At 61.3% G+C, this 24,873-nt stretch carries 25 protein-coding genes; 10 read left to right on the top strand and 15 right to left on the bottom strand.

From position 1 onward, the window contains the following. Positions 1–6: 6 nt before the first annotated feature. Both MF268_RS18745 and MF268_RS18740 read left to right on the top strand, forming a co-directional pair. The gene (locus tag MF268_RS18745; RefSeq protein WP_238372391.1) at positions 7–1,242 is read left to right on the top strand and encodes a putative DNA modification/repair radical SAM protein; all 1,236 of its coding nucleotides are present in this window, start codon (positions 7–9) and stop codon (positions 1,240–1,242) included. After that, complete coding sequence (locus tag MF268_RS18740; protein WP_238372390.1) at positions 1,242–2,672, top strand: UdgX family uracil-DNA binding protein; 1,431 nt, start codon at positions 1,242–1,244, stop codon at positions 2,670–2,672. The genes MF268_RS18745 and MF268_RS18740 overlap by 1 nt, the downstream gene beginning before the upstream one ends. A 134-nt stretch (positions 2,673–2,806) precedes the next feature. On the opposite strand, the gene MF268_RS18735 is transcribed toward MF268_RS18740, so the two are convergent. Next, positions 2,807–3,991: a type III PLP-dependent enzyme gene (locus MF268_RS18735; protein ID WP_238372389.1), complete on the bottom strand. Its 1,185-nt coding sequence runs from the start codon at positions 3,989–3,991 to the stop codon at positions 2,807–2,809. A 266-nt stretch (positions 3,992–4,257) separates the two neighbouring features. Between MF268_RS18735 and MF268_RS18730 the strand changes: the two genes are divergently transcribed. Beyond that, complete coding sequence (locus MF268_RS18730; protein WP_238372388.1) at positions 4,258–5,124, top strand: alpha/beta hydrolase fold domain-containing protein; 867 nt, start codon at positions 4,258–4,260, stop codon at positions 5,122–5,124. A gap of 55 nt (positions 5,125–5,179) precedes the next feature. Here MF268_RS18730 and MF268_RS18725 read toward each other — a convergent pair whose 3' ends face one another. Further along, positions 5,180–5,941 (bottom strand): DUF1013 domain-containing protein, encoded by a 762-nt coding sequence (locus tag MF268_RS18725; protein WP_238372387.1) that lies wholly within the window; start codon positions 5,939–5,941, stop codon positions 5,180–5,182. Between the two features lie 134 nt (positions 5,942–6,075). Between MF268_RS18725 and MF268_RS18720 the strand changes: the two genes are divergently transcribed. Further along, positions 6,076–6,723, top strand: a complete 648-nt coding sequence (locus MF268_RS18720) for a ribonuclease T2 family protein (protein ID WP_238372386.1) — start codon at positions 6,076–6,078, stop codon at positions 6,721–6,723. 130 nt (positions 6,724–6,853) lie between these two features. On the opposite strand, the gene MF268_RS18715 is transcribed toward MF268_RS18720, so the two are convergent. From MF268_RS18715 to MF268_RS18705, 3 genes are all read right to left on the bottom strand, one after another. Next, positions 6,854–7,549 (bottom strand): VPLPA-CTERM sorting domain-containing protein, encoded by a 696-nt coding sequence (locus tag MF268_RS18715; protein ID WP_238372385.1) that lies wholly within the window; start codon positions 7,547–7,549, stop codon positions 6,854–6,856. Between the two features lie 508 nt (positions 7,550–8,057). Continuing rightward, positions 8,058–9,047 carry an NAD(P)H-quinone oxidoreductase gene (locus MF268_RS18710; protein ID WP_238372384.1) on the bottom strand — a complete coding sequence of 330 codons (990 nt, stop codon included), beginning with the start codon at positions 9,045–9,047 and terminating at the stop codon, positions 8,058–8,060. A gap of 113 nt (positions 9,048–9,160) precedes the next feature. Next, on the bottom strand, positions 9,161–9,853 hold the full coding sequence (locus tag MF268_RS18705) for a COQ9 family protein (protein WP_238372383.1): 693 nt from the start codon (positions 9,851–9,853) through the stop codon (positions 9,161–9,163). 116 nt (positions 9,854–9,969) lie between these two features. On the opposite strand from MF268_RS18705, the gene rpsU reads away from it, so the two are divergent. Then, positions 9,970–10,176, top strand: coding sequence for a 30S ribosomal protein S21 (rpsU, locus tag MF268_RS18700; protein WP_007118112.1), 207 nt, complete (start codon positions 9,970–9,972; stop codon positions 10,174–10,176). 95 nt (positions 10,177–10,271) lie between these two features. On the opposite strand, the gene MF268_RS18695 is transcribed toward rpsU, so the two are convergent. The 3 genes from MF268_RS18695 to MF268_RS18685 form a co-directional block, all read right to left on the bottom strand. Next, complete coding sequence (locus MF268_RS18695) at positions 10,272–10,997, bottom strand: SpoIIAA family protein (protein WP_238372382.1); 726 nt, start codon at positions 10,995–10,997, stop codon at positions 10,272–10,274. Positions 10,998–11,091: 94 nt separating this feature from the next. Beyond that, complete coding sequence (locus MF268_RS18690; protein WP_337926822.1) at positions 11,092–11,583, bottom strand: aspartate/glutamate racemase family protein; 492 nt, start codon at positions 11,581–11,583, stop codon at positions 11,092–11,094. Between the two features lie 266 nt (positions 11,584–11,849). Next, entirely contained in the window at positions 11,850–13,433 is a 1,584-nt protein-coding gene (locus MF268_RS18685) for a GMC family oxidoreductase (RefSeq protein ID WP_238372381.1), read from the bottom strand. A gap of 186 nt (positions 13,434–13,619) precedes the next feature. On the opposite strand from MF268_RS18685, the gene MF268_RS18680 reads away from it, so the two are divergent. Then, positions 13,620–14,216, top strand: coding sequence for a LysE family translocator (locus tag MF268_RS18680; RefSeq protein WP_238372380.1), 597 nt, complete (start codon positions 13,620–13,622; stop codon positions 14,214–14,216). 66 nt (positions 14,217–14,282) lie between these two features. On the opposite strand, the gene MF268_RS18675 is transcribed toward MF268_RS18680, so the two are convergent. Then, positions 14,283–14,741 (bottom strand): Lrp/AsnC family transcriptional regulator, encoded by a 459-nt coding sequence (locus MF268_RS18675; protein WP_238372379.1) that lies wholly within the window; start codon positions 14,739–14,741, stop codon positions 14,283–14,285. 138 nt (positions 14,742–14,879) lie between these two features. Between MF268_RS18675 and ald the strand changes: the two genes are divergently transcribed. Next, a complete protein-coding gene (gene ald, locus MF268_RS18670) occupies positions 14,880–16,001 on the top strand; it encodes an alanine dehydrogenase (RefSeq protein WP_238372378.1) in 1,122 nt (373 codons plus the stop codon). 63 nt (positions 16,002–16,064) lie between these two features. Here ald and mscL read toward each other — a convergent pair whose 3' ends face one another. Continuing rightward, on the bottom strand, positions 16,065–16,496 hold the full coding sequence (gene mscL, locus MF268_RS18665; RefSeq protein WP_238372377.1) for a large conductance mechanosensitive channel protein MscL: 432 nt from the start codon (positions 16,494–16,496) through the stop codon (positions 16,065–16,067). Between the two features lie 141 nt (positions 16,497–16,637). Here mscL and MF268_RS18660 point away from each other — a divergent pair, with 141 nt between their 5' ends. Next, positions 16,638–17,336, top strand: coding sequence for a glutathione S-transferase family protein (locus MF268_RS18660; RefSeq protein ID WP_238372376.1), 699 nt, complete (start codon positions 16,638–16,640; stop codon positions 17,334–17,336). Between the two features lie 19 nt (positions 17,337–17,355). On the opposite strand, the gene MF268_RS18655 is transcribed toward MF268_RS18660, so the two are convergent. Beyond that, positions 17,356–17,805, bottom strand: coding sequence for a YtoQ family protein (locus MF268_RS18655; protein WP_238372375.1), 450 nt, complete (start codon positions 17,803–17,805; stop codon positions 17,356–17,358). 125 nt (positions 17,806–17,930) lie between these two features. Here MF268_RS18655 and MF268_RS18650 point away from each other — a divergent pair, with 125 nt between their 5' ends. Then, complete coding sequence (locus MF268_RS18650) at positions 17,931–18,692, top strand: ion channel (RefSeq protein ID WP_238372374.1); 762 nt, start codon at positions 17,931–17,933, stop codon at positions 18,690–18,692. Between the two features lie 13 nt (positions 18,693–18,705). Here MF268_RS18650 and pheT read toward each other — a convergent pair whose 3' ends face one another. The 3 genes from pheT to pheS form a co-directional block, all read right to left on the bottom strand. Beyond that, on the bottom strand, positions 18,706–21,102 hold the full coding sequence (gene pheT / locus MF268_RS18645) for a phenylalanine--tRNA ligase subunit beta (protein ID WP_238372373.1): 2,397 nt from the start codon (positions 21,100–21,102) through the stop codon (positions 18,706–18,708). A 16-nt stretch (positions 21,103–21,118) separates the two neighbouring features. Further along, positions 21,119–21,397: a YrhK family protein gene (locus tag MF268_RS18640; protein ID WP_238372372.1), complete on the bottom strand. Its 279-nt coding sequence runs from the start codon at positions 21,395–21,397 to the stop codon at positions 21,119–21,121. A 93-nt stretch (positions 21,398–21,490) separates the two neighbouring features. Beyond that, positions 21,491–22,564, bottom strand: coding sequence for a phenylalanine--tRNA ligase subunit alpha (pheS, locus tag MF268_RS18635; protein ID WP_088632290.1), 1,074 nt, complete (start codon positions 22,562–22,564; stop codon positions 21,491–21,493). A gap of 189 nt (positions 22,565–22,753) precedes the next feature. On the opposite strand from pheS, the gene MF268_RS18630 reads away from it, so the two are divergent. Further along, positions 22,754–23,938: a YbfB/YjiJ family MFS transporter gene (locus MF268_RS18630; protein WP_238372371.1), complete on the top strand. Its 1,185-nt coding sequence runs from the start codon at positions 22,754–22,756 to the stop codon at positions 23,936–23,938. On the opposite strand, the gene MF268_RS18625 is transcribed toward MF268_RS18630, so the two are convergent. After that, entirely contained in the window at positions 23,919–24,719 is an 801-nt protein-coding gene (locus MF268_RS18625; protein WP_420485445.1) for a MauE/DoxX family redox-associated membrane protein, read from the bottom strand. The two genes, MF268_RS18630 and MF268_RS18625, sit on opposite strands and share 20 nt — an antisense overlap. Positions 24,720–24,873: the final 154 nt, after the last annotated feature.

Here is a 24,873-nt window from a genome sequence, read left to right as displayed (position 1 = left end):
GAACGAATGGCTAAACTCACACTGGACAGAAAACTCGCGATTCTCTCTGACGCCGCCAAATACGATGCTTCCTGCGCATCGAGCGGCGGTCAGAAACGCGACTCACGCGATGGCAAAGGGCTGGGCTCGACCACCGGCTCCGGTATCTGCCACGCCTATGCGCCCGACGGGCGCTGCATCAGCCTGCTCAAGATTCTGATGACCAATTTCTGCATCTACGACTGCGCCTATTGCATCAACCGGGTCAGCTCGAATGTCGAAAGGGCGCGGTTTTCGCCGGAAGAGGTCGTGACCCTCACCACTGAATTCTACCGTCGCAACTATATCGAAGGTCTGTTCCTGTCTTCGGGCATCATCCGCAGCCCCGACGATACGATGGGCGACATGGTGCGCATCGCGCGGATGTTGCGTCTCGATCACCACTTTCGCGGCTACATCCATCTCAAGACCATTCCCGACGCCAATCCCGCCCTGATCGAAGAGGCCGGGCTTTACGCCGACCGGCTCTCGATCAATGTCGAACTGCCCACCGACAACGCGGTGAAATCCTATGCGCCGGAAAAGGACCCCGACCAGATCCGCCGCGCGATGGCCGATGTGCGGCTGGCGCGGGAATCGCGCAAGGAGCGCAGTTTTTCCGGCAAGCGCCCGCCGCGCTTTGCCCCGGCAGGCCAGTCCACCCAGATGATCGTCGGCGCGGACGGCGCCAATGACGCCACGATCCTGAAAACCTCTACCCGGCTCTATTCCAGTTACAAGCTCAAGCGGGTCTATTATTCGGCCTTTTCGCCGATACCCGACAGTTCTGCCGCCCTGCCCCTGATCAAACCGCCGCTGGTACGCGAACATCGGCTGTATCAGGCCGACTGGTTGATGCGCTTTTACGGTTTCGACGCGGATGAAATCGCCGGAGCCACGCGCGACGGCAATCTCGATCTTGAAGTTGACCCAAAGCTTGCATGGGCGCTGTCCAACCGGCACCTGTTTCCGCTCGACGTGAACCGGGCCGAGAGGGAAAACCTGCTGCGCGTGCCGGGACTGGGCACCAAAACCGTCGCGCGCATCCTCACCACACGGCGACACCGCAGCCTGCGCTATGACGATCTGCGGCGTATGGGTGCGAACCTGAAACAGGCCAAGCCCTTCATCACGCTGCTCGACTGGCGGCCACGGGCGCTTTCGGACATCGCCGATCTGCGCGCCCGCTTTGCCCCGCCGCCCGAGCAACTGCAACTGATCTGATGCGCCGCGTCACCCTCCCCGAGATCGGCACCTTCGAGGCATGGCGCGATCAGGCCCGCGCCTTTCTTGCTGCCAGCATCCCGCCCGAAGACCTGCTCTGGCAGCGCGGCGAAGGCGACGCGGACCTCTTTGCCGACCCCCTGCCGCCGCTGACGGGCGGCGACATAACCGTGCCGCGCGGTTTTGTTGAACTTGCCCGACAGGTTGTCTGGCACAGCGACCCCGAGCGCTTTGCCCGGCTATACGCCCTGCTCTGGGCGCTGAAATCGGACCGCCGCCTGCTGGAAGATCGCGGCGATGCGCGTGTGGCTAGGCTGAACCGTCTCGCCAAGGAGGTCGGGCGCGACAGGCACAAGATGACTGCCTTCGTTCGTTTCCGCGAAATCGGCGATCCGGGCGCGAACCGGCGGCGGTTTGCGGCGTGGTTCGAACCTACGCATTACATCCTCGAACCGACCGCGCCGTTCTTCGTCAAACGCTTTGGCGATATGGACTGGTCGATCTTCACCCCCGACCTCAGCGCGCATTTCCTTGGCGGTGACCTCAGCCTCGCCCCGCCCGCGCCACGGCCCGACCTGCCCGATGACGCGGCCGAGGATCTCTGGCGCACCTATTTCCGCAACATCTTCAACCCGGCACGGGTCAAACTGAAAGCGATGCAGGCCGAGATGCCCAAGAAATACTGGCGCAATATGCCGGAGACCGCGTTGATCCCGGAAATGGTTGCCTCGGCCCATGCCCGTGCGCGTGCGATGGCCGAAGCCGCGCCCAGCCTTGCGCCCAAACGCGCCGAAGCGATCACCGAAAGGCTCCGGTCGGATCAGGCGATGGCTCGGCCAGACAATACAGGCCAGTCTCTGAAAGCGCAGCTTGCCGCCTGCCGCCGCTGCCCGCTCTGGGAAAATGCGACGCAGGCGGTGCCTGGCGAAGGTCCGGCGGACGCGGCGCTGATGATCGTCGGAGAACAGCCGGGCGATCACGAGGACCTGACCGGCCGCCCCTTTGTCGGCCCGGCGGGCCAGTTGTTTGACCAGATTGCGAGACGCGCCGGACTCGAAAGGTCGAGCACTTATGTGACCAACGCGGTCAAGCATTTCAAATTCCAGCCGCGCGGCAAGCGCCGTATCCACCAGGCCCCGAACCGGGGCGAGGTTTCTCATTGCCGCTGGTGGCTCGACATGGAACGCGACCTGGTGCGCCCGAAACTGATCCTCGCCATGGGCGCAACCGCACTGGAGAGCCTGACCGGCAACCGGCGCGACCTGCTGAAGCGGCGCGGTGGCATAGAGACACTGGCCGACGGCACGCCGATTTTCGTAACGGTACATCCGTCATACCTGCTGCGCCTGCCCGATGCAGAGCGTGCAGAGGCCGAAGCGCGATTCGAAAACGATTTACGCAAGGCGGTGGCCCATCTTGGATCGCTTTGATCGCAAAGGGTGCGACAGGGAGCAGACGGGTTCGGGGCTCTGCCCCATCCGCGCAGGCGCGGATTCCCCGGGATATTTTTGACCCAAAGAAGGGCGGATCGCGGTTGATTGAGCCGCGACCCGCCCTGTTCTGCTCAGAGAACGACCACGTCCAGAGGCGGGAAGCCGTTGAAGCCAACCGAGGAATAGGACGAGGTGTAAGCCCCGCAGGCGCGGATCACGATACGGTCGCCCGAACGCAGACCGAGGGGCAGCTGCACGGGACGGTTTTCGTAAAGCACGTCTGCGGAGTCGCAGGAGGGGCCGGCAAGGACGCAGGCTCCCATGTCTTCGTGATCGCGGGCGGTCTGGAACTGGTAGCGGATCGCTTCGTCCATGGTTTCCGCGAGGCCCGAGAACTTGCCGATGTCGAGATAGACCCAGCGGTGCAGGTCTTCTGGGGATTTCTTCGACACGAGCAGGACCTCTGCCACGATCTTGCCCGCCTCGGCGACAAGGCCGCGGCCCGGCTCGGCCATGATGCGGGGCACATCGCCGAAACGGTCGTGGATCAGGTCCATCACCGCAGCGGCATAGGTGCTCGGGTGGTCGATCGTCTCGCCGTAGAAGGCCGGGAAGCCGCCGCCGATGTTCAACAAGGTCAGGCCAAAGCCCGCCGCCTGCGCCGCGTGCCAGATCCCGGCCACCTGATCGAGCGTGCCGGTCCACATCTCGGCGCGTTTGGTCTGTGAGCCGACGTGGAAGGAAAGACCGACCGGCTTCAGGCCCAGACCGCGGGCATGGCCGAGCAGCGAGAGCGCATGGCCGGTTGCCACGCCGAACTTGCGCGAGAGCGGCCAATCGGCTTGCGAGTTCTCGACGATCACGCGGATATAGACCTGCGCGCCGGGAGCATGGATGGCGATCTTTTCCAGTTCTTCCTCGGCATCTGCGGCGAAGAGCTGGATCCCTGCATTGTAGGCGAATGCGATGTCGGACGCGCGTTTCACGGTATTGCCGAAAGAGATGTGCTCGGGCGCGGCACCCTGGCTCAGGCAGAGCTCGATTTCACCGCGCGAGGCCGCATCGAAACGGCAGCCCTTGTGGACCAGCATTTCGATGATCTCACGGGCCGGGTTCGCCTTGACCGCATAGTGGATGTCGGCACCGCCCTTGCCGGTGCGCAGCCCGCGGGCCAGCGCATCGTATTGATCGGACACCAGCGCGGTGTCGAGCACCAGTGTCGGGCGGTCAAAGGTATTGGCCGCGATGAAGCCGTCAATGGCTTGGGTGCGCGCATCAGCGAAGGCGCCGACAAGGTCGGTTACGTATGCGTTCATGGTCATCTCCAATAGAACCGGCCCAACGGGGCCACTCACTTCCAAGGGAGACGTTACCGTCGCTACGTAAACACGTGGATCGGGGTTGGAACCCGACACAGGCCAGAGGCGCGTGCGTTGGCGTCTTGAATCCGCCATTTAAGCGTTTTTCCGATTCTTGCAAGAGAAGAATTTTGCGAATTTTCGAGACTAAAAACTGTGGATTTTCAGGCACTCTTCACCGAAGTATGAAGCCCGGGAAACGGGATACTGAAAAAGGGATAGCGATGGCCAGCCTGATGATGAACGCGGTGCGACTGGCCCTGAAAGCGGCGGGAAAGCCGATGAACAAGCCTTCCCGCTATCTTGCCGAGCGCGAGAACCGGGAGGTCCCGATACGTGTCGATCCGCCCTCGGATACAGACGTTTCTTTCAACGAGATCGGCGGTTGCGCATTTTTCTGCGTGACACCCCCTGGCCCGCTTTCGAACCGGATGATCTATTTCCACGGCGGTGCCTTTGTGAACCCGATGCGCAAGGTTCATTGGCGCCTGATCGCGCGCCTCGGAGAGGTGCTCCGCGCCGAGATGATCGTGCCCACTTACCCGCTTGCGCCCCAGCACGATCACCGCCCTGCCCATGCGCAGGCGCGCGCGCTCTTGCAGGCGCAGGAGGGGCGACCGTTTCTGATGGGGGGCGATTCAGCCGGGGGCAACCTTGCGTTGGTGATGGCGCTGGCTGGCCGCGCTGGCAAAGTGCCGACAGCCGAACGGCTAATCCTGCTCGCCCCCTGGCTCGACCTGACCTGCGCCAACCCGAAGGGCCCCGAGCTTGAACCGAAAGACCCGATCATCGGGCTTGAGGTCGTGCGCAAGTGTGGAAAATGGTGGGCCGGGCCGGAAGATCCGCGTGCGCCGCATCTCAGTCCGCTCTTCGGCCCGGTGGATGGGCTTCCTCCTGTCGACATCCATCAGGGCACGGCCGATCTCTGCTGGCCCGATGCGAGCGATTACGCCACCCGGCTTGCGGCGGCGGGCAATACGGGGCGCTATTACGAATACCCCGGCGCGATCCATGTGTTCCCGGCGGTGACCTTCCTGCCGGAATCGAAACTGGCCTACCGTCGAATCGAACGCGACGCGCTCGGCTCCTGAAACGCAAAACGGCGCGGGAAGATCCCGCGCCGCTCTTCATCCCGTAAGGCCGGGATCAATCCTCGTCTTCATCCTCGTCATCCGCATCCGGCAGGTTAAAGAAGCTGTCCGCGTCGGAATATTCCTTGGCGTTGCGCTTTTCTTCCTCTTCCTCGGCCGGTGTCCCGCTGAGCGTGAAGGTCTCCAGACCTTCGATCGCGGTCGGCATACGCGGCTCGGCTTCCATGCCTAGCGACTGCTCGGTGGAGACCAGCTTGCGGCGTTCGTCGTCGCTCATCACCGCACCTTCGGCGGCTTTCTTCGCGGCTGCCTTCTGTACCACCATGTCCAGTTCGGACTGCTTGCAAAGCCCCAGCGCAACCGGGTCGATCGGCTGGATATTGGCGATGTTCCAGTGGGTCCGCTCGCGGATCGCCTGGATCGTCGGCTTGGTGGTGCCGACAAGCTTGGAAATCTGCGCATCCGACAGCTCCGGGTGGAACTTAACCAGCCACAGGATCGACGCCGGACGGTCCTGACGCTTGGACAGCGGCGTATAGCGCGGCCCACGGCGTTTTTCCTCGCCCTGCGCGGCGGCGTTGTACTTCAGCTTCAGCTTGTGCAGCGGGCTTTTCTCGGCCGCATCGATTTCATCCTGCGTCAGCTGGTTGTTGGCGACAGGGTCGAACCCCTTGACCCCGGCGGCCACGTCACCATCCGCAATGCCCTGAATCTCAAGCTCGTGCATTCCAACGAAATCCGCGATCTGCTTGAAGCTGATCGTCGTGTTGTCCACCAGCCAGACGGCTGTGGCTCTTGCCATAAGCGGCTTGCCCATGTCACATCTCCTAAACTCAATTCTTCCCCGTTGCCCGGCTTTCGCAGGCGGCCTCCGGTACTCGGGGGCGGGCTTCCGTTGTCGGGGAACTTGGGGCCTATATAGTCAGGTCTGTGCAAATTGGAAAGAGCCGAATGATACGGTCAATAACAGGTATCCTCTGCGCCGCGCTGCTGGCCCCGCCTCTCTCTGCCGATGCCGGAGGTGAGAAGTCCGGTGAATTCGACTATTACGTCCTGTCGCTCAGCTGGTCGCCGAACTGGTGCGCGATGACGGGCGATGCGCAGGGTTCCGATCAATGCGACGCGCGCCATGAGCATGGCTGGATCATGCATGGTCTCTGGCCGCAATATGCCCAAGGCTACCCGTCGAACTGCCCGACCCACCATCGGGCGCCCTCGCGCAAGATGACCTCTGACATGGCCGATATCATGGGAACACCTGGCCTTGCCTGGTACCAGTGGAAAAAGCACGGGACCTGCTCGGGCCTTGCTGCCGACCAGTATTTCGCGCTGGCACGGCTGGCCTATGAGCGCGTGAACCGTCCTGAAATCCTGCGCAAGCTCGACGAACCTGTGCGCCTGCCCGCCTCGGTCATCGAAGAGGCCTTTCTCGAGGCCAATCCCGAATGGGAACCCGACATGCTGACTGTCACCTGCAAGCAGGGACACATTCAGGAAGCGCGGCTGTGTCTCTCGCGCGCGCTCGATCCGATGACCTGCGGGTCTGACGTGATCAGGGACTGCGCGATGGATAACGCGCTGTTCAACCCGATCCGCTAAGGCAAAGAAAAAACGGCTCCGCGTCTGAGAACGCGAAGCCGCATTGGGTTGCTGCATAGATTGTCAGGCGCGCGATATGCCCCTTCGCGTGGCCCGCCGGAACGGGCCAGCTGTCAATCGCTTCCCGAATTTATGCTTTCTTGCGACGGCGCATGACGCCAAGGGCACCCATCGCGCTCAGGATCATCAGACCAGCGGCCGGAACCGGCACCGGGGTAGTTTCCGGGATCGGGTTCGCGGTGACAAGATCCTGGTTCTTCTTGCTGGCAAAGAAAGTCATGTCGTAATCGTCAAGGCTGCCACTGGACAGGGCACTCAGGTAGCTGTTCGCCTGGCTTTTGACGGCCCAGTTGCTCTTTACCTCGAACGAACCGTGGTCGAGGTTAAAACCCCAGTAGCTGTTGCTGTCTTCGACAACTTCCCAAATCGCAACCTGAAGACCGGCCGCCTGAACCGACGTGGTGATCACGTCGCCAAGGGTACCGCCGCCCAGAACGCTCGAAAACAGCTTGGACAGGTTGTTGGTGATGGTGTTCGTGAACAGGTTCGGCGCGATCGTGGCTTTCTGCGGGTTGCCAAGATACTGGTCGAGGTCGACACAGAAGGCGAGGAAATCGCCAAGACCATTGTTGCCGGTCAGATGGAACATGCCCGCATTGACAGTGGAAGTGCTGTAGCCGTTCTTGATCTTCACGCTTTGCTTCAGGTTGCCCGAACCGAAGACGCCAGAGGATTGGTGCGTGATCGTGTATTCGGTCGAAGCGGAAGCCGCGCCAGCGAACAGGGAAAGCGCAATTGCTGCGCCGGTAACAAAGTTCTTAACCATTTTAACTCGTCCTAACATTGGGTTGTGGTCGGCCCCCACCGTGCTGACAAACCTTTGACACAAATCCGCCCCAATTCTCAATCTTAGAAATGGAAACTATCTGTTCGCAGCAGGCGACAAACGGTAAAGACGGGTAACCTACTGTAAAAAATAAGCAATTCTAAGATTTCAGGATTGCCCCCAAGTGAAAACCCGTCCGAGAAGGTAAACAATCCGACCTCTAGCCAAGGAACTTCCTCAATAAAGATCACCCCGTTGTAAAATTCGATCACCTAGTCGGCATCGCGAGGCGTCGACGGCAGCATGTTCTAATGGGAAGAGATACTGTTTCAGGTAAAGGCGTATCCGGTCATCGTCCGCCCCTTCGAAAAACACTTCTCAATAATCACGGGCCGTTCGACCGCGAATCCGGGCCAGCAAGCACCCGGATTCACATCAATTCAAACCCTGATAGGTTTCGATACCAGATAAGTGAGGGTCGCGATGGCCACAGCCGTGCGGCGTAACTTTAACCGCCCGCGACCTCCAGAACGATCTTGCCGATATGGCCCGAGCTTTCCATCCGTGCATGGGCATCCGCCGCCTTTTCAAAGTCAAAGCTGCTGTCCATCACCGGAGCTACCCGCCCCGAGTCCAGCAGCGGCCAGACCTTTTCACGCAGCTCGCGGGCAATCTCTGCTTTGGCAGCCACGCTCTGCGGGCGCAGGGTTGATCCTGTCACCGTCAGGCGGCGCACCATGATAAGGGCAAAGTTCACCTCGGCTACCGGGCCCTGTAGAAACGCGATCTGCACCAGCCGCCCGTCTTCGGCCAGCGCCTTGATGTTGCGCGGAATGTAATCGCCGCCCACCATGTCAAGGATCAGGTCCGCGCCGCCCTCGGCCTTCATGACCTCGACGAAATCGTCTTCCTTGTAGTTGATCGCCTTTTCCGCGCCCAGATCCTCGCAGGCTTTGCATTTCTCAGCCGATCCGGCGGTCGCGAAGACCCGCGCGCCAAAAGCCTTGGCCAATTGGATCGCAGTCGTCCCGATTCCGGAAGACCCCCCATGCACAAGGAACTTCTCTCCGCCGTCGAGTCCGCCGCGCATGAACACATTGGTCCAGACCGTGTAAAAGGTTTCGGGCAGGCAGGCGGCCTCTTTCATTCCCATGCCTTCGGGCACGGGCAGGCAGTGCACCGCCGGGGTCGCCACGTATTCCGCATAGCCACCGCCGGGCAGCAGGGCGCAGACTTTGTCACCCAGTTTCCATTCGCTGACGCCCTGACCAATGCCGACAATCTCGCCCGAGCATTCCAGCCCCGGCAGATCGCTGGCATCTGGCGGCGGCGCATAGCTGCCCGCACGCTGCAGCGCGTCGGGGCGGTTCACCCCGGCATAGGCCACCTTGATGATCACCTGACCGGGCGCCGGCTCCGGGATCGGACGGGTCGTGGGCACAAGAACTTCCGGCCCGCCGGGCTTGGAAATCTCAACGGCGCGCATGGTCTGCGTCATGGCTTTGGCTATCCTTTCCTGCGCATCCCCGTCATCGGAAATCGCGCCTAAGTCTCGGCTCCTCCTAGGAAACCTGACTTTTACACACATTTCAAGAAGATGATTCGAACGCCTCAGCCACGCGGAGTCGTCGACCCCGGAAAGCCCTGCATCCGATGTTTCCCCGGCGCTTTGATCTGGCTCATCACCCAGTTCGGCCCCATCATCAGCGGTTTCAGCAGCGGGTTCCGGTTCACGTCGGCCTTGATCTTTTCAATGGTCATGACGTTCTCGATACGCCGGTCAAGAAACTCCCAGGTCGCGCGACTGCCCTCGCTGTCATCGCCCAGCCAGTACAGCGCCGTCGCCGAATAGACGGCCGAAAGCGTCGCCCGCTTGGTATACCAGTTCGCATCTTCCGAGGTATCGCCCAGCGCGGTCCAGATCGCGTCCGCCGTGCCCCAGATCGCCTTGGTCCCGTCCGCCGCGTGCTGCGGCAGCGCGAACAGCGTCGTGCCCCGGCGCACCAGCTCACGGTCAGCCACTTCCAGGCGGAACCGCACCGCCGCCGCGATCCGGTCGCGAAAGCGCATCGCCTCCATGTCGGCGGCTTCGATCTTGGCCAGCATCGCCGCGTCACCGCGCGCATGATAGGCCAGCGCCAGATCTACCGCGCCGCGCGGAAACAACGATTTCGCAAGCGCAGGCTCAATCTCCGAATCGGCGATTGCCGCACGGAACGTGGCATCGCTCCAGCCATCGAACGGCACATGGTTCAGCGCCGCATCCAGCAGTTTTTCCCGTGGATCACTCTCTGCATCGGTCATTCGGACACTCCCGTCGCTAAAAATCCTGTCTGACTGGACAAGATAGCCCGGTCTTGCTATAGGGCCACTTCCTGCAATCTCTTGCAACTTTAACTTAGAAAGGTGGTGACAACCACATGCAGGTTAGTGTTCGCGACAACAATGTCGATCAGGCGCTCCGCGCTCTGAAGAAAAAGCTGCAGCGTGAAGGCGTTTTCCGTGAAATGAAGCTCAAGCAACATTTCGAGAAGCCGTCCGAGAAAAAAGCGCGCGAGAAAGCCGAAGCGATCCGCCGCGCCCGGAAACTGGCACGGAAAAAAGCACAGCGCGAAGGGATGATGTAAGTCGCCCGCCGCAGCATTCCGAACGGAATGAGCGACCCCCGAGGTGGAAACCGCGGGGGTTTTGCTTTTCTGGGGTTCACGTTTCTAGGCTCAGCTCAAGCCGCAAGCCAACTCTTCGCAGCCTCGATCTCTGCGCCGGGAAAATATCTGACCTCACCCGACAAAACCCGCTTGCCGACCTCTGCCGCCAAGCGCTGCCAGCCCGCATCCCCGACAATCGCGGCCCGCTCGACCAGCCCGGCATGGTTGCGGACCAGCTTCAGATGTTCGCCGATGGCGCCCAGCCCCTGCCAGCCGTCGAACTCGCGAATGTCCAGCAGCATCCGGAACCTGTCGTTCTTGCGGATGAACGCATCCAGATCCGCGCTTTCCTCGGCATAGACTGCTGCATCGAGCTGCCCGAGCAACTGGACATGCAGCACGCCATTGCCCAGATCGGTCTGGTGGATCGACCCCAGCGATTCAGACAGCCAGCGCCGCGCCTCGTCGATCTCCTCCGGGGCAAAGACCTTAACCGGGCAGGGCATGAATACCCAGAACGCCTTGACCACACGGCGCATCGCATCCGACCCGGTCACCACCGCGCAGCGGTCAAAGCCGCGCCAGTGTTTCAGCCCCATCCGCGCATCATCCATCATCGCACCAAGGGTGAAATCGCTGATATCGCTCTCAAGTTCGACTAACACCCGAACGCGTTCCGAATCCTCTATCGCCTTGTCGATGGCCGGAACCAGAACCTCCCGATAATCCTCGTCCGTGATCGCGCCACTCATGCGGATTTCCAGCATGCCGTCACGCGCCATTTCTTCCAGTTCAATCATGTCTCAGACCTCCCACAAACCATGCTGGAACCTTACCACACCGGATGTGACTCGGCTTTGACCTGAGTCAGTACGCCAAAGGGTTCTGCGTGTTTCAAAGGTCCGCCGGATCGACCTCCCCGGCGGCGATGCGCGCCAGCAGCGCCACATGCACATCCAGCGAGTCGATGACCGGATAGCCCGGGTCCTGCCCGTCAAATGCAAGATTGAGGTCTGTGCCTGCTAGCACGATTGCCTCGGCCCCCTGCTCCTCGACCATCCGCCGGCCTGCATCCAGAAACATCTTTCGTTGCGCAGGCGTGCATGTCCCGGCGACGGCCACCTCCTGATAGCTCTGCCCCAGCGTTTCGATCTCTGCATCCAGCGCCACCGCCTCTGTCTGGTCAAGCTGCCCATACAGGCGTGTCCGCATCACGACCCGCGTCCCCAGCAATCCGACCCGCCGGATGCCGTTCTCGACAAAATACCTGTCGAGCGGCGTCACCGCCGAGACCAGCGGCAAAGGCGAAATCGCCACCAGTTCGTCAAAACAGTAATGTGCGCCAAGCGAGGTCAGCGCGGCCACTTCGGCCCCCGCACTTTTCAGCTCGGCGATCTGATCGGCAAAGATGCGGGCCTGCGGCGCGCGGATATCGGCAAGGTTGTTCTTGATCAGCGTATGGATATCCCCGTGACAGGGTCATGCGTAGCTTTGCTCCCTTAGCCTCCATCGCCGCCGCAAGTCGCTGATAGTAAACCACGCTGGCCGCGACGCCGATTCCACCTACCAGACCGATATGCATGATGCCCTCCAAAGCTGGCTGCGCAGGTGCAGGATGACGCCCAGAGCGGGACGATTGCAAGGTATACCCCCTACCGTGCAGCCAGGATCATCTCGCTCGCCTTCTCCGCGATCATGATCGTGGGCGAGTTGGTATTGCCGCTGGTAATCGTCGGCATGATCGAGGCATCAACCACGCGCAACCCTGCTACCCCGCGCAGACGCAATTGCGGATCAAGCGGTGCCTCCTCGCCCGCGCCCATCCGCACCGTGCCCACCGGGTGAAAGATCGTCGTCCCGATGTCGCCCGCCGCCCGCGCTAGATCCGCATCGGTCTCAATCGACATTCCCGGCTTCATCTCTTCGGGCGCATATTTCGCCATCGGCCCCTGCGCCATGATCCGCCGCGCCTGCTTGATCGCCGCGACGGCCACCGTGCGGTCGCCTTCAGTCGAGAGGTAATTGGGTGCTATCACCGGTGCGTCCTCGGGGTTGGGCGAGGCGATCTTAACGCTGCCCCGGCTTTCCGGGCGCAGGTTGCAGACACTCGCCGTAATCGCCGGGTAATCGTGCAAAGGCTGGCCGAACGCCTCAAGCGAGAGCGGCTGCACGTGGTATTCCAGATCGGGCGTCTCAAGATCCGGGCGCGACTTGGAAAACGCGCCAAGCTGACTGGGCGCCATCGACATTGGCCCGCCCCGGCGCAGCATGTATTCCAGCCCGATCTTGGCCTTGCCAAATAGCGTCGCCGCCATCGTGTTCAACGTCAGCGCATCCTTCAGCCGCCAGGCACAGCGCAGTTGCAGATGGTCCTGCAGGTTCGCACCGATCCCCGCCATGTCGCGCTGCACCTCGATCCCGTGTTCCTGCAAAAGAGGCCCCGGCCCCAGCCCGGACAGTTGCAGGATCTGCGGCGAATTCACCGCGCCTGCCGACAGGATCACCTCGGCCCGCGCCCGCGCCTGTTGGAGCGCGCCGTTCTGGCGATATTCGACGCCGACGGCCTTGCCCTCTTCGAGCAAGATCCGCGTGGTATGGGCGTTGGTCTCGACCTTCAGCAGATCTTTCGGCGCCGCTTTCAAAAAGGCACGCGCCGTGTTCAGCCTCCAGCCCTTACGCTGGTTAACCCGGAAATAGCCGACACCCTCGTTATTGCCCCGGTTGAAATCGCTCGTCCGGGGCAGGCCTTCGGCTTCGGCCGCCGCCATCCAATCATCCAGCAGATCCCAACGCAGCCGCTGGTTATCGACCCGCCACTCGCCGCCTGCCCCGTGCATGTCATCCGGGCCGTCGACGTAATCTTCGAGCCGCTTGAACAGGGGCAGCACATCGTCCCAGCCCCATCCTGGATTGCCCTGCTGCCGCCAGCCATCGTAATCCGCCGCCTGTCCGCGCAGGTAGAGCATCCCGTTGATCGAGGAACATCCGCCCAGCACCTTGCCGCGCGGATAAAGCAGCGAGCGACCGTTCAGACCGCCCTCTTCGGCGGTGCGATACATCCAGTCGGTGCGCGGGTTGCCGATGCAATAGAGATACCCCATCGGGATATGGATCCAGTGGTAATTATCGCGCCCTCCCGCCTCGAGCAGCAGGGTCCGATGACCGGCGCGGCTCAGTCGATTGGCCAGAACGCAGCCCGCGCTGCCGGCCCCGACGATGATGTAGTCGAATTCCATATCTCTCTCCCCTTGGCTCATTTGTCGGGCAGCAAACCCGGAACCGCAAGCGCGATTGTGCAGCTCCTTTCATCGCCGCACCTGATGGGGCACATCACGAAATAGCCGCACGCAAGGGGGTATGAGCCGTTGCAGGACGCCCTCGGCGACGGTTAGTCTTTCCGAACCCAGCCATGGAAGGTTCCCATGCCCAGCTTTGCCGAATTCCCCGCCCTGATTGGCTTTGCTTTTGTCGCCGCCGCTTCGCCAGGGCCGAACAATATCATGGTCATGTCCTCGGGCGCGAATTTTGGAGTTCGCCGCACCCTGCCGCATATGTTCGGCATCGGCATCGGGTTCGCCGTGATGATTGTGCTGGTGGGACTTGGCCTAATGGCGCTATTCGAAACCTTTCCGATCCTCAACACCATCCTCACCGTGGCCTCGGTCACCTATCTGCTCTGGCTGGCCTGGAAGATCGCCACTGCCGCTCCGCCGCAGGCGGGCGGCGACGTGGGAAAACCGTTCAGCTTTCTGCAGGCAAGCGCCTTTCAATGGGTCAACCCAAAGGCCTGGGCGATGGGCACCACGGCCATCACCCTCTATGCGCCGGAACACACCCTCTCGGCCGTGCTGATCGTCGCCACAGCCTTTGTCGCGGTCACCCTGCCTTCGCTCACATTCTGGGTGTTCGCCGGTACGATGGTGCAGCGCTGGTTGTCGAAACCCGCCCGGCTGCGCACCTTCAACATCGTCATGGCCCTATTGCTTGTGGGATCGCTCTATCTGGGTCTGCGGCACTGATCGCGGCAAAAGTCATACAAACGGTGTACAGGGGGTGTACGGCTTTCACCCCCCCTGTTTTGCCTCTTATACCGGCAAAGCCGTGGTCTGCAGAACTGTCCGCAGGGCAAAGCTCGACTGCATCTGTGACACGCCTGGCAGGCGGCTTAGATGCTGGCGGTGGATTCGGGCGAAATCCTCGGTATCCTCGGCAACGATCTTGAGGATGTAATCCGCCGTCCCCGCCATCAGGTGACATTCCAGTACATCCGGAATCCGCCGTACCGCCTTTTCAAAGGCATCCAGAACCTCGTCCGACTGGCTCTGCAGCTTGATCTCGACGATGACAGTTGTAGACATACCCAGCCGACGCGGATCCAGCAGGGCGACATAGCTGCGAATGAACCCTTCGGCCTCAAGCCGCTGCACCCGGCGATGGCAGGCCGAGGGCGACAGGTTCACCTTTTCGGACAGATCCGCGTTCGACAGCCGCCCCTTGACCTGCAGGGCTGCAAGTATCCGCCGATCGGTTGCGTCCAGCTCCATCCGCGCAATTCCCTTGCGTAAAGAGATCCAAAATTCGCAGAGTCTTCGACAAAAACCCCGCTGAGCGCCCAGAATTCTCACAGATTTTGCAAGATGGGAAGCGCATAATCGGTACATTTACACAAGGGAGGTCAGAACATGAAGATCGGTTGCCCCAAAGAGATCAAGCCGCAGGAATTTCGCGTCGGCATGACACCCAACGCGGTCCGGGAAGCGGTTGCGCATGGCCACAGCGTCATGATCGAGAAGAACGCTGGCTCAGGTGCCGGTTTCGAGGATGCCGCCTATATAGAGGCGGGCGCGCAAGTTGTTGCAACAGCGGAAGAAATCTTTGCGAGCGCCGAGATGATCGTCAAGGTCAAGGAACCCCAGCCGGTCGAGCGCAAGATGCTGCGCGAGGGCCAGTTGCTGTTCACCTATCTCCATCTTGCGCCCGATCCGGCCCAGACCCATGACCTGATTGCCTCGGGCGTCACCGCCATCGCCTATGAAACCGTGACCGACGCGGCGGGCGGGCTGCCCCTTCTGGCGCCGATGTCCGAGGTCGCGGGCCGCCTTGCGCCGCAGGTCGGTGCATGGACCCTGCAAAAGGCCAACGGCGGACGTGGCGTGTTGATGGGCGGAGTGCCCGGCGTCGGCCCGGCCAAGGTGGCCGTGATCGGCGGTGGCGTAGTCGGCACCCATGCCGCACGGATCGCTGCTGGCATGGGCGCGGATGTCACCGTGCTCGACCGCTCCCTACCCCGTATCCGCTATCTCGACGACGTGTTCGGCGGGCAATTCAAGACCTCCTACGCCAGTGCGGGCAATACAGCCGAACTGGTCGCCGAGGCCGACATGGTGATCGGCGCGGTGCTGATCCCCGGTGCCGCCGCGCCGAAACTCGTGACCAAAGCGCAGCTTTCCACCATGAAGCCCGGTGCGGCCATCGTCGACGTCGCCATCGATCAGGGCGGCTGCTTTGAGACATCGCGCGCAACCACGCATCAGGACCCGATCTACGAGGTCGACGGCATCATGCACTACTGTGTCGCGAACATGCCCGGCGCCGTGGCACGCACCTCGACCATCGCGCTTGGCAACGCCACCATGCCCTTTCTGCTGGCGCTGGCTGACAAGGGATGGAAACAGGCCTGCGCCGACGATCCGCACCTGCTGAACGGTCTGAACGTCCACGCGGGCAAGCTGACCTATTTCGCCGTGGGCAAGGCGCTGGGGATCGATGTGACCTCGCCCCAGCTGGTTGTCAAAGCGGCTTAACCGCTTGATATGGCGCGTTATCCGCAGGACCCCGCGGATAACGCCCTTGTTCAGACGGTTCGGTTAACGCTGCTGAAGCGCGTCGCGGATTTCGATCAGGATGTCCTTTTCCGACGGGCCGGTATGGACCTCGGGTGCGACCTCATCTGGCTTTTCCGCCAGTGATTTGACTCGATTCACCATCTTGACGAGCAGGAAGACCACCCAGGCGATGATCAGGAAATTAAGCACCGCCATCAGGAAGCTGCCATAGGCGAAGATCGACGCCCCGGATTCCCGCGCGGCGGCAAGACTGGCGCCTTCCGGCACTTCGCCACCCAGCACGATGTACTTGTCGGTGAAATCGAACCCACCTGTAAACAACCCGATGAAGGGGTTGATGATATCGGCGACCAGCGAACTGACAATCGCCGTAAAGGCCGCGCCAATGATGATGCCGACGGCCATGTCCATGACATTGCCCTTGGCGATAAAATCCTTGAATTCCTGGATCATTTCCTTGCTCCTCGATCGAAAGACCCTGCGGCCACTGTTCGCATTCACACATCGGACCGGGCACCAACGCACTCATTCGGGCCTGTCCGTCCGGGTGAATATCATTACCTTAACTAAGGTTACGCTATCAGGAGCGCCTTCATGACTGACCTCACCCAATTTCCCATTACCGCAAAATGGCCCGCCGCAAATCCGGAAATCATCCAGCTTTATTCTTTTCCCACGCCCAATGGTGTAAAAGCGTCTATCGCACTGGAAGAGATGGGCCTTGAATACGAGCCGCATCTGGTCACGCTGGCCGATGCCGATGTCAAAAGCGATGCGTTTCTGTCGCTGAACCCCAACAACAAGATCCCCGCGATCATCGACCCGAACGGACCGGACGGCGCCCCAGTAGGCCTGTTCGAAAGCGGCGCGATCCTGATCTATCTGGCGGAAAAGACCGGCAAGCTGATCGGGGATTCCGCGACGGACAAGGCCAAGATCATCCAGTGGGTGATGTTCCAGATGGGCGGGCTGGGTCCGATGCTTGGCCAGCTTGGGTTCTTTTACAAGTTCGCCGGTTCCGAGATCGAAGACCCCCGCCCGCGCGATCGTTACATAAACGAAGCCAAACGCCTGCTGGCCGTTCTGGAAGAGCAGCTTGTTGGTCAGGACTGGGTGGCCGGAGACTATTCCATCGCCGATATCGCCATCGCGCCCTGGCTCAATGCGCTGGATTTCTACGGTGCAAAGGACGTGGTGAACTGGTCGGGCCATCCCAACCTGATCGCATATCTTGAACGCTTCTACGCCCGTCCGGCGGTGGAAAAGGGCAAGAACATCCCGCCCCGTCCCTGATGTTTTCTACTGCCGGGTCTCAGCCGGGAAGTTTGCCTGTCAGAACATAGCGCAGGATGTCGACCACTTGAAGCGGCTCTTCGGCCACCGCCAGCGCGGCCGCGTCGACCTCTTTAAGCGCATGGGCATGATCAGGTCCGTGCAAGATGATGAGCGATTTGCCAAGCGCCGCGGCATAGCCCGCATCAAAGGCCGCGTTCCACTGCTTGTACTGGTCCCCGAAACGGACGACGATTACATCCGCGTCCTCGATCCCCTTGCGGGTACGGATCGCGTTGACCTGCGCGCCCTTGCGGTCGTGCCAGAACTTGTTCGGCTCTGCCCCAAGGATCGCGACGCCACAATCGTCGCTGGCCCCGTGATCGGTGACCGGCGCGTTAAAGGTGATATCCAGCCCCTCGGCGCCCGCAGTAATCTGCTCGCGCCAGTCGGTGTGAATTTCGCCGCTCAGATAAACGTTGAGTGCCATGGCTTTCTCCTGTTTGCTGCTGCGCTCTTGCTAGCGGATCACGGCCACGGTCGAAACCCCGGTGAGAGGTTGAGGCGCCAAGCCCGCCCGCGCTATGATCCACCGATCAGGGTCAAGGAGCCACCATGCTATCCAAACTTGCGTCGCTATATCAGGACGATACGCCTGCTGCGCACCGGTTCCGTTATGGGCTGCTGGCCTTCGACCTTGGCACAATTGCATTCGTCGTCGTAACCTCGTTCTTCCCACATAGAATCGCCATCGAGATCATCGACGCGGTGCTTGGCGTGATCATTCTTGCGGATTTCCTTGTCCGGTTCGCGATAGAAAAGAACAAGAAGACCTTCATGTTCCGCGTCGCGACCATTGCGGATCTCATCGCGATCGCATCTTTCCTTGCCCCGATCGCTGGCGAAGGCTTCGGGTTCCTCCGCGTTCTGCGGACCCTGCGGCTGCTGCATACCTATGAGCTCAGCTCGCGCCTGCGACAGGATTTCAGGTACTTCCGCGAGAACCAGGAAATCATCCTTGCGGCGATCAACCTGTTTGTCTTCCTGTTCGTGATGACGGGGCTGATCTATGCGACGCAATATCCCGAGAACCCCGAAATCGGCAATTACGCCGATGCGCTGTATTTCACTGTCACCACGCTGACCACGACCGGGTTTGGCGACATCACCCTGCAAGGCACGTCGGGGAGGATGCTGTCAGTCGGGGTGATGATCGTGGGCGTCACACTGTTCCTGCGGCTGGCGCAAGTAATGTTCCGCCCGACCAAAGTGCGCCACGAATGCCCGAGCTGCGGGCTGGTGCTGCACGACGCGGACGCCGTACATTGCAAGCATTGTGGCGAGACGATCCGCATCAAGACCGAAGGGGTCTATTAGCGGATCGACAGTCTCAGCCGCGCAGGCTGCCGCCAGTGGCCTTTGAGACCTTCTCGACGATCTTGGCGCTGACCGCTTCGATTTCCGCTTCGGTCAGGGTCTTGTCGCTGGGCTGAAGCCGCACGGTCACGGCGAGCGATTTCTTTCCCTCACCCAGCGAGCCGCCGATGAATTCATCGAAGACGCGCACATCCGTGATCAGTGCTTTGTCGGCACCGCTGGCCGCGTTGACCAGCGTCAGCGCCTCGACATCCGCATCGACGACAAAGGCAAAGTCTCGTTCAACCGCCTGCAGGTCCTTGAGCGCCAGTGCCGGACGGGTCGCGCCCGTCTTGCGCGGCATCGGTATTTCGCCCGGCCAGAGAGTAAAGGCCATCGCCGGTCCCTTGACGCCCATTTCGGTCAGAACCTTGGGATGCAACTCGCCAAAGACGCCCAGCACCTTTTTCGGACCCAGACAGATTTTGCCGTGACGGCCCGGGTGCCACCAGCCTTGCGCGCCGCGCAGGATCTGCATCTTGGCAGGTGCACCCATTGCCGACAGGATCGCCTCGGCATCGGCCTTGACGTCGAACACATCGATGGGGCGCGACGCGCCGTGCACATCCTTGGGTTCGGTACGTCCGACCAGCAGGCCCGAGATCAGCGTATGCTGCTCGCCCGGCTCGCCGCCGTGGAAGGCCGGCCCGAGTTCGAACAGCGCCATGTCCAAGAAGCCGCGCGCCTGATTGCGGGCAGCGGCCTGCAAGAGCCCCGGCAAGAGCGCCGGACGCATATGGCTCATCTCCGAGCTAATCGGGTTTTCCAGCCGGGTCGCGTCATCGCCGCCGCCGAACAGCGCCGCGCTGGCCTGATCGATGAAGCTGTAGGTGATGCATTCGTTGTAGCCCAGTGCCGCCGCCATGCGCCGTGCCGCCTGCTCGCGACGCTGCATCGGGGTCATCACCGGGTTTGGCACACCTTGGGTCAGGCGGGGCAGCGGACGGCCTTCAAGCTTGGTGAGAGACGCAACGCGCGCGACCTCCTCGACCAGGTCGGCCTCGCCCTGCACATCGGGGCGCCAGCTTGGGACATGGGCCATGTCACCATCCAGGCGGAATCCCAGCGCGGTCAGCGTCTCGCGCTGCGTATCGGCAGGAATGTCCATGCCGACAAGGCTTTGCACTCGGTCTGTATCGAGCTTGTAGGCGCGGGAGTGATCCGGCAGCGCGCCTGCCAGAACCACCTCGGAAGCTTCACCGCCGCAGAGCTCGAGTATCATCTGAGTGGCCAGTTCCAGACCGTCAGCGGTGAAAAGCGGATCTACCCCACGTTCAAAGCGATACCGCGCGTCCGAATTGATCTTGAGCGCGCGACCGGTCATCGCAATCTGCACGTGATCCCAGAATGCGGATTCGACGAAGACGTTGACGGTCTCGTCGGTCACGCCGGTTTCTTCACCACCCATTATCCCGGCAAGGCTTTCCGGCCCGTTTGCATCTGAGATCACCATCATGCCGGGCTGGAGCGTATAGGTCTTTTCATCCAGCGCCTCGAGCGTTTCACCACCATCGGCACGATGCACACGCAGACCGCCCGACATCTTGTCGACGTCGAAGACGTGGAGCGGGCGGTTGCGATCAAAGGTGAAGAAGTTCGTGACATCGACCAACCGCGAGATCGGGCGCAACCCGATAGCGCGCAGGCGGTCCTGCAACCACTGCGGGCTGGGGCCGTTCTTTACGCCCTTGATCACGCGGCCCGCAAAAGCCGGGCAGCCATCGAGCGTGTCCTCGTCGATACTCACCTCTACCGGGCAGGGGAAGGTTCCGGGAACCGGTTCGACCGGGTGCTGTTTGAGCGTGCCGAGGCCCCGCGCGGCCAGATCGCGGGCGATGCCCTCGACGCCCAGCGCATCGGGGCGGTTTGGCGTGATCGCGATTTCGATCACCGGGTCGACCTTGGCGGGATCGTTTTCTGCCAGCCAGTCGATGAACTTGTCGCCGACTTTGCCCGAGGGCAGTTCGATAATGCCGTCATGTTCCTCGGAAAGCTCTAGCTCACGTTCGGACGCCATCATGCCAAAGCTTTCGACGCCGCGGATCTTGCCCACGCCGATGGTGGTGTCGATGCCCGGCACATACATGCCGGGCTTGCAGACGACGACGGTGATGCCTTCGCGGGCGTTTGGCGCACCGCAGATGATCTGCATCTTGCCTTCGTCAGTGTCGACATTGCAGACCCGCAGCTTGTCCGCATCGGGGTGCTTTTCCGCATGGGTCACATAGCCAAGGGTAAAATCCTTGAGCGCGTCGGCGGGGTTCGAAATCTCTTCGACCTCGAGCCCCAGATCGGTCAGCGCCTCGCCGATCTCATCGAGTGTGGCCGTGGTGTCGAGGTGGTCTTTCAGCCAGGACAGGGTGAATTTCATGGTGTTGTATCCTTGCTCAGCCGTTCAGCCGGTCGGCGAGATCATCGGCGTCGCCCATCGCCGCAAGTTTCAGTTCGCGGGCCAGCCGCAATGTCGGTTTCGTCGCAAACAGGATCGAACCGACGATGAAAAGCCATGTGCCGAAGGTTTGCCAGCTATCGTAGAGAAACATCACCGAGCCGATCAGGAAGGTCAGCGCTGCCATGAAATCGACAAGCGTGTAGACAATCTCGAACAGCGCATGAATGCGTTTGGTGTCGGCATTCCGGTTGCGTTGGTCCTGATGAAACAGCATGGTCGGATGTCCCGGCGGGTTGGTTTCGGTTATGCTCGGCAATGGCAAAGAAAGCCATTGGATGCAAGCTGGGCGGGGTTGCCCCCGACCCGATCAGCGGCTGAGACCCCCGTGGAGCGCGGGCTGGTCGAGGCTGGCAAAACCGTAGTGGCGCAGCCAGCGCAGATCGCTGTCAAAGAAGGCGCGCAGGTCGGGAATGCCGTATTTCAGCATGGCGATGCGGTCGATCCCCATGCCAAAGGCGAAGCCCTGCCATTCGTTCGGGTCGATGCCGCCTGCCTGCAGCACCTTAGGGTGTACCATGCCTGAGCCCAGCACTTCGAGCCAGCCGTCGCCTTCGCCCACCTTGAGCGTGCCGTCCACCCAGGAACACTGGATGTCGACCTCTGCCGACGGTTCGGTAAAGGGGAAATGCGACGCGCGGAACCGGGTCTTGATGCCGTCGATTTCGAAATAGGCCGAGAAGAATTCCTCGAGCACCCATTTCAGGTTTGCCATCGAGATGTCCTTGTCGATGGCAAGGCCCTCGACCTGATGGAACATCGGCGTGTGGGTCTGGTCGTAATCGGCACGGTACACACCACCGGGGCAAATGATGCGCAGCGGGGCGCCCTGCGCCTCCATCGTGCGGATCTGGACCGGACTGGTATGGGTGCGCAGCACATGGGGCGGACGGTTGTCGCCCTCGGCGCGCGCCATGTAGAACGTATCCATCTCGGCCCGCGCGGGGTGGTGGCCGGGGATGTTCAGCGCGTCGAAATTATACCAGTCCGTGTCGATCCGGGGACCTTCGGCCACCGAAAAGCCCATCTCGGCAAAGATCGCCGTCAGTTCTTCGGTCACCTGGCTGACGGGGTGCAGCGTGCCCTGCGGGCGGTTGCGGCCGGGCAGAGTCACATCGAGCCATTCGCTGCGCAGGCGTTCATCCAACGCGGCGTCCGCAAGGGCCGCCTTTTTCGCGGCCAGCGCCGAGTTGATTTCGTCCTTGAGCGCATTGAGCGCGGGTCCGGCCGTCTGGCGTTCCTCGGGCGTCATCTTGCCCAGCTCGCGCATCTTCAGCGCGACCTCGCCCTTTTTGCCGACGGCAGCAAGGCGGATCGCTTCGAGGGCGTTTTCGTCGCCCGCATCGGCGATTTGGCCCAGGTATTTGTTTTTCAGATCGTCCATGACGGCCCCCTGATAAATTCCCAGCCGTGCTAGCCGCAGCAACCCCCGAATGCAAGCCGGGCAGGCGCGATTGCAGGTCGCATGGCATGTAGCATGGACAATGTCCGGCTTTGCCAGCTAGCGTGCTGCAAGGGAGAAGGCGGGTGGAAGCGACGTGAACGGGAGAGCTGTGGCCGATAGGGTGCCGTCATGAGCGCAGAGCCACGCCATCCGTGGCTGGTCCTGATCGGCCTGTCATTCGGTGTTTGCGTGACCAATGGGTTCGCCCGTTTTGCCTATGGGCTGATCTTGCCCGCAATGAAGGCCGAGCTGCACTGGACCTATGCGCAGGCGGGCTGGCTGAACACGGCGAACGCTATCGGCTATATCATCGGCGCGGTTATCACCATGGTAATGATTTCCCGTATGAACCCGTCCTACCTGTTCAATTTAGGGCTGGTAAGCACCGCGCTCTGCCTTTTTGCCACCGGCCATGACGAGGCGCTGTGGTGGCAGACCATGTGGCGCATCCTTGCGGGCATGTTCGGGGCTATGTCATTTTCAACTGCAGGCGCGCTGACCGCGCAGCTTTTCCAGAGCGATCCGAAACGCAATGCGCTGGCCATTGCCATCCTGTTCGGCTTTGGCGGCGGTCTGGGGATCGTCCTTGCCGGTGCCGCGCTGCCGCTGATGATCGATTACTGGGGCAACGGATCGTGGCCCTGGGCCTGGACGATCATCGGGTTGACCTGTTTCGTCATGCTACCGCTTAGTTTCTGGGCCGCGCTTCAGGTACGTCCGCCAGCGCAGAAGCAACGGCAGAAGCCTGACCTGCCCCTGCGGGCCATGTTGCCGGAATTGCTGGGGTATGCGGGATTCGGCCTTGGCTATATCGTCTATTTCACGTTCCTCAGCGCGTGGATGACCGAGCAGGGGTCGGGCGCGTGGCTGATCTCGGCCACATGGGTCATGCTGGGGCTTTGCCTGTGCCTGTCGCCCTTTGTCTGGCGACCAGTGCTGGCGCGGTTTTCGGGGGGAATACCGTTGGCCATGATCCTGACCGGGATCGCGCTCGGATCGGTCATGCCCGTGATCTGGCCCAAGGGGTTGGGCCTTGTGATTTCGGCCACTGTTTTTGGGCTTTGCGTGTTCATGTCGCCCGGTGCGGTGACGAGCTTTGTGCGTCAGAACCTGACACCGCACAGCTGGGGCGCGGCGATCAGCCTGTTCACGGTGGTTTTTGCTATTGCCCAGACCGTTGGCCCCTATGCCGCCGGATTGCTGGGCGACCTCACCGGCAATATCGGCACCAGCCTGATCGCCGCCTCGGCGATCCTGTTGGCCGGGGCCGGTTGTGCGGTATTGCAGCCAACGCTTAAATCAGCAGATGCTTGACGATCATCCAGATCCCCATGCCAAGCATCATCACGTTCTCGGTCAGCGATATAAATCCAAGCGGTGTGTTGCTGTCGCCGCCCATGCAGGCGCATTTCAGCTCGCGTTTGTCGATGTAAACGGCTTTGAAAACCGAGACTGCACCGATAGTGCCGATGAAAATCGCAATTGGTGATGACACCCACCAGAGAATGCCCGCCGTCATCAGGATACCTGCCAGCGCCTCGCCATAGGGATATATGTATCCATAAGGGACCCAGCGCCGCGCGAGCAGATCGTAGTTCAGGAACATGGTCGAAAAACTTTCCACATCCTGAAGCTTTTGCAGCGCGAGCAACGTCATCGAAATCGAGATGAAGAGTTCGAATGTCCGCAGACCGAAGGGGATCGCGGTAAAGGCCGTCACAGCGAGTGCAAGCAAGGCGGCGACGGCGAAAAGGGTCAGAACCGGTCGATAGCTCTTGCCGTCGTCCTCAGCATCGTCCTTGCCGAAATAAACCCGCAGATCGTCATGGCCACCGATACGCTCGCCATCGATCCAGGTTTGAGGGCTTGTCTTCACATCGTATTTCTCAAGAAACGCATCGGTTTCCTCGCGTGTCTCCAGCCAGTGATCCTCGACCTCGTACCCCTGTTGTTCGAGCAGATATTTGCTCTTTAGACCGAAGGGACAGAGGTGATCCGGCATCACCATGCGGTATAGGACCGCTTTCTTGCTGCTGCTTGATTGCGCGGGGTCTGTGTCACTCAGGCCCGGCGACATGGATGTCGTATCCGTCATGGGGCGCTCCTGTCGTTCATGGATCAGAGGTAAAACGCCCTTCCAGCGCTGGAAGGTTCCCATTTCCCTCATTTTTGCGAAATCGGAAAGGCTGACACACTCTGTCCGCACCGCCGCCGGAAATCGTGAACGATCCGGAACACCGGTTCTGGCG

The sequence above is a fragment of the Heliomarina baculiformis genome (genome assembly GCF_019966545.1).
GTDB lineage: Bacteria > Pseudomonadota > Alphaproteobacteria > Rhodobacterales > Rhodobacteraceae > Heliomarina > Heliomarina baculiformis.
Note: the sequence above shows the minus strand (reverse complement) of the source record. Positions and strands in the feature narration are given on the sequence as shown.